This window comes from Frankia sp. CeCAU1, assembly GCF_977971845.1.
The window spans coordinates 1074-5080 of sequence record NZ_CDWWXA010000222.1; the positions used below are offsets into that span (position 1 = coordinate 1074).

The window sequence follows — 4007 nt, forward strand, 5'->3', positions numbered from 1 at the left end:
AGCGGGGCGAGCATGGCTGCGACGTCCGTGCCGGGGTGGGCGCGGTGGTGCCGGCCCACCCCGAGCCGTCGGGCTACTCGTAGGACAGGTTCGACTGCCCTTCGATCACGCGGCCAGCGATGTAGAGGTCTCCGTTGGAGTCCAGTACTGCGATGATCTTTTTCTGGTTGCCGTGGTGGGTCGTGAAGAAGATCTTGTCGGCTTCCTGGGAGGTGGAGTAGTTTGTGTTGACCGAGAGTTCGATGCTCACCGGTGAGCTGATGAGCACATCCTTCTTGGGCGAGTTCGGGTACTTCTGGTTCTGCCTCAACCTGATTCGGCCGTGGGTGTCGCCCTCATCCCAGTCCGTGGCCAATCCGAGATCAATTTCCGCCATGGTCTGCTCCATTCTGGCTTGCGTGGGAAACCTCTCCTGGCTGGAGTAGGTTTGTATGGTTTCGAGAAAAACCCGGCCATCGGCAAACAGGAGTTAGCAGGAGGCATCTCTGCGTGCGCCGGCCCGGAGAGAACACCGCACGTTCCGGCCGGAATTTTCTCGACTTCCGGCTGCGCTCCTGGCCAATTTTTCTACCCGATCGGACCAGTAAACGGGTGCGTGGAAGTCTCAATAGACAGGAACGATCGCTTCCTTGATCTCCGTATTCCCTGTTCCGGATGGGGCCGTTCAACCATCCGAGTCACAGGCATGAGGGCCACAACACCTCTCCCCCCCAGAGCTAGTGATGGAAGCGTACCTCGCGTACCTCGCGTACGTAGCGTCACATTCCGGAGGCGGTGGCGCACGGATATTACCTAAATGTATCAAACCAGTTAACCACTGTCCGCTTTTGGGTGGAGTCGAACCAGATTTCCTACCTGGAGCTGTGCCCGATCTCGGCGGGGATCGAGTGGTTCGAGTCGGGTACCTCGCGAATACCGGCCCACACGCTGTCTCGTGCCCTCGTGATGGCCACGTACATCTGTCGGCGTTCCAACTGGGTACGCTCGCGAAACGCGTCGGCCGACTCGGACGGCCGCCGCGGCTTCGGGAAGAGGTTGCGGTCGGGAATACAGACATGGGCGAAGTCGAGACTCTTGACCCGGTGGTACGTCCCGACCTTGACCGCCTCACAGCTGGTTCCGTCATACTCCTTGAGGGAAACCGCTGGAATGCCCCGCTCGGTGAGGACGCGCAGCCACCGTGCAGCCGCGGCGTTCGTCGGCACGAGCACCGCCATATCGCCGTAACGGACGTTCCGATTGTCATGGAACTCCACGAGGTGCTCGCAGAGCGCCGCATCCTGCGCCACGGTGCCCGACACCGTGACCTCGCGGATCTCGCCTCCCGGCCGGTCGACGTCGACCTCGCGTCGCCCGCGTTCCTGGACGCCGTCGAGGTCGTCGAAGCTGTCGTCGGCGACTACCGCCTGGGCGTAGCGCAGGATCTTCTCGCGATTACGGTAGTTTTTCCCGAGCACGGTGGAGCGTCCGACGACGGCGACGCCGGCCTCGGCGAGGGTGAAACCGCCGGGATAGATGGACTGCTGGCCATCGCCGACCACGAGCAGGCCGTCCGGCTTGTCGCCGACGAAGGCATGCAGCAGTTGCAGACCGACGCACGTAAGGTCCTGTACCTCGTCAACGATCACCGCGTCGTACCGGGTGTCGGAACTCTCGCGCACCAGGTCGCGAGCCAGGAGCAGCACGTCGTCGCGATCGAGGACGCCGCGCTCTGTCCGGAGCTGCTCGTACCGTTCGTACAGCTCCCACACCGCACGCCGGTGGGTCGGTTGCAAGGGAGTGCTGCGCCCGACGCGTGCCAGCTTGGCGTACTGCTCGAAGTCGGTCAGGCCTCGGCCCTTGACGACTGTCGCGATCTCGTCCTTCCAGTACCCGGGAGCCAGGCCGAGCCCGGGCAGAACCGAGAACTGCCCGACCTGCCCCCAGGCGCGCCAGAAACAGGTGTCGGCGGCTTCCTGCTGGTGCCGGTCTGCCAAGCCGTGTTCGCGAAGACAACGTGTGGCGACGGCGTGGACGGTGGCGAACTCGATCCGGTCGACGTGCTCGGGGGCCATCCGGGTCAGCAGTGCGCGGTAGACCGGCCCCAGCGTGCGCACCAGCGAGGTGAACAACACCCGTTCCCCGCGGGCGGCCAGATACTTGGCGCGGTGCAACGCGACGACCGTCTTGCCGGTACCGGCCGCGCCGCGGACGCGGGCCGGACCGGACCACTGCCGGCCGGCCAGGCGGGCCTGCGTCGGGTGCAGCCAGGTCATCCACGTCTCGATCGGCTCTCGGGCGGCGGCGTCGAGAAGTTCTTGCCACAGCTCCTCGCGGCTCAGCAGCGCATCCTGATCTGGTGGAACCGATTGCTCGGGCGGCGACAGCGGCTCGGAAGAAGTCGGACGCCCGGCCGGAGCTGGACAGTAGGCCTGAGTGGGCCGCTCGATAGCGGCTGGGCTTTCGGTCGCGGCCGTACCGTTCGAAGAGGGACCTGCCCGGCGCGCGACCGGACGGCGGACAGACCGTGAGGTCGGCGCCTTGGCGACCGTGACGGCGGTGGCGGTGGCGGTGACGGCGGTGGCGGCGGTGGCGCGGGGCATCGGCGGGCAACCGCGTGCCAGACGGTCCAGTAGTTGTTCAACGAGGTCCGGTGCCAGGCGTGCGCCACGACGCGCCAAGTCGCGGGTTAGGTCCTGCTCGCCGAGCACCGTCACCCGGTCGAGTTGTGCCCGGACGTTTTTCCGCCTGGCCAGAACCAGCAGCGGGACCACCTCGGTCGGTGGCAGACCTGCCTCTACCAGCACCTCCTCCACCGCTACGGTCTGATCCAGAAGTTTGCGGACATCGTCGTCCGCGTCGGCGTCGCCACGCCATAACCGGCCGCGTTCGACGGTGATCTCTCGCCAGTTCTTCACGTCTACCACGAAGACTCCGCCAGGCCCCACCACGATCACGTCGATGTTGGCCCGGCGGGTGCCTGGCCACCGTCGGTCCGGCAGCACGTGCCACCCTGCGTCGTCCATACCGACCAGCACTCGGACCACACTCTGCTCGGCCCGGCCACCGGCTTCCCAGTGCTGGCGGTGGCGGCGTAACTGCTTCAGCACGTCGGTCAGGTGCTGGATCTGTCGCTGGACTCCGTCGATCTCCATCCCGAGCAGGACGGCTTGACCGAGGGCCGACGGTTCTGGCAGCGGGTCGGCGTCTCGCGTCGACGAGGCGGTCGACGTGCCGGCGGTCGACGCAGCGGTGGCGGGGATGCGCGCTGCCGGTCCATCCAAAAGCACGTCACTACTCCCTCACCTTATGTCACAGGTAAGAGTACGGTAATGAGCCATCGTTTGGCTACGTTTACGGGCAACGGTGGTCTGCAGGCCCTAGGGAAGAGCGGTTGTTCTTGTAAAGGTAAGTCCACTTTCGAACGCTGGTTCGAGCGTGCCGACTCGAACTCTTCGAACACCCTGGCCACGGCCACTTTCGGCAGAGAACGATCACGTAAGTTCGGTCTAGACCGCCAGCACGATGGCGGCGCTGATGCCGCCGAGGCCGAGGGCGAAGGCCGCCTCGGGCAGCCCGCCGTCGCGCCGCCGGAAGAGGCGGTCGAGCGCCAGCCGTCCGGCACCGACCGCAGCCACCGTGATCGCGACCACCGCGACGCACAGCGGGTACTCCATGCCGCCGTCGGTTTCCCACAGTCCGTTCGGTGTGGTAACGATCATTACGTTGATCATCACGCCGATCACGGCCGCGGCCGCCAACGGAGTCAGCAGGTCCACCGCCAGGCCGAGGCCGCCGAGGAACTCGGACGCGCCGGCCAGCCCGGCGAAGAAGGTGCCGGGATGGTAACCCAGCTGGGCGAATCCCTTGCCGGTCGTGGTGAGGCCGTGGCCGCCGAACAGGCCGAAGAGCTTCTGCGCGCCGTGCCCGGCGAGCAGTAGACCGAAGGTCATCCGGAGCAGCAGCAGCCCGAGGTCGGCTGCGGACACGGCCGTGCGGGACACGGCCGTGCGGGACGGGCCCGGGTG

General features: G+C 66.1%; 3 protein-coding genes. All 3 read right to left on the reverse strand.

Annotated features, from left to right (window positions below; all coding sequences use genetic code 11):
• Nucleotides 1–73: 73 nt before the first annotated feature.
• Nucleotides 74–376 (reverse strand): DUF6342 family protein, encoded by a 303-nt coding sequence (locus AC08OO_RS22535; RefSeq protein WP_023839993.1) that lies wholly within the window; start codon nt 374–376, stop codon nt 74–76.
• Between the two features lie 475 nt (nt 377–851).
• A complete protein-coding gene (locus AC08OO_RS22540) occupies nt 852–3269 on the reverse strand; it encodes a UvrD-helicase domain-containing protein (protein ID WP_476619048.1) in 2418 nt (805 codons plus the stop codon).
• Between the two features lie 219 nt (nt 3270–3488).
• On the reverse strand, nt 3489–4007 hold a 519-nt coding region (locus tag AC08OO_RS22545), incomplete at its 5' end, for a DoxX family protein (protein WP_476619049.1).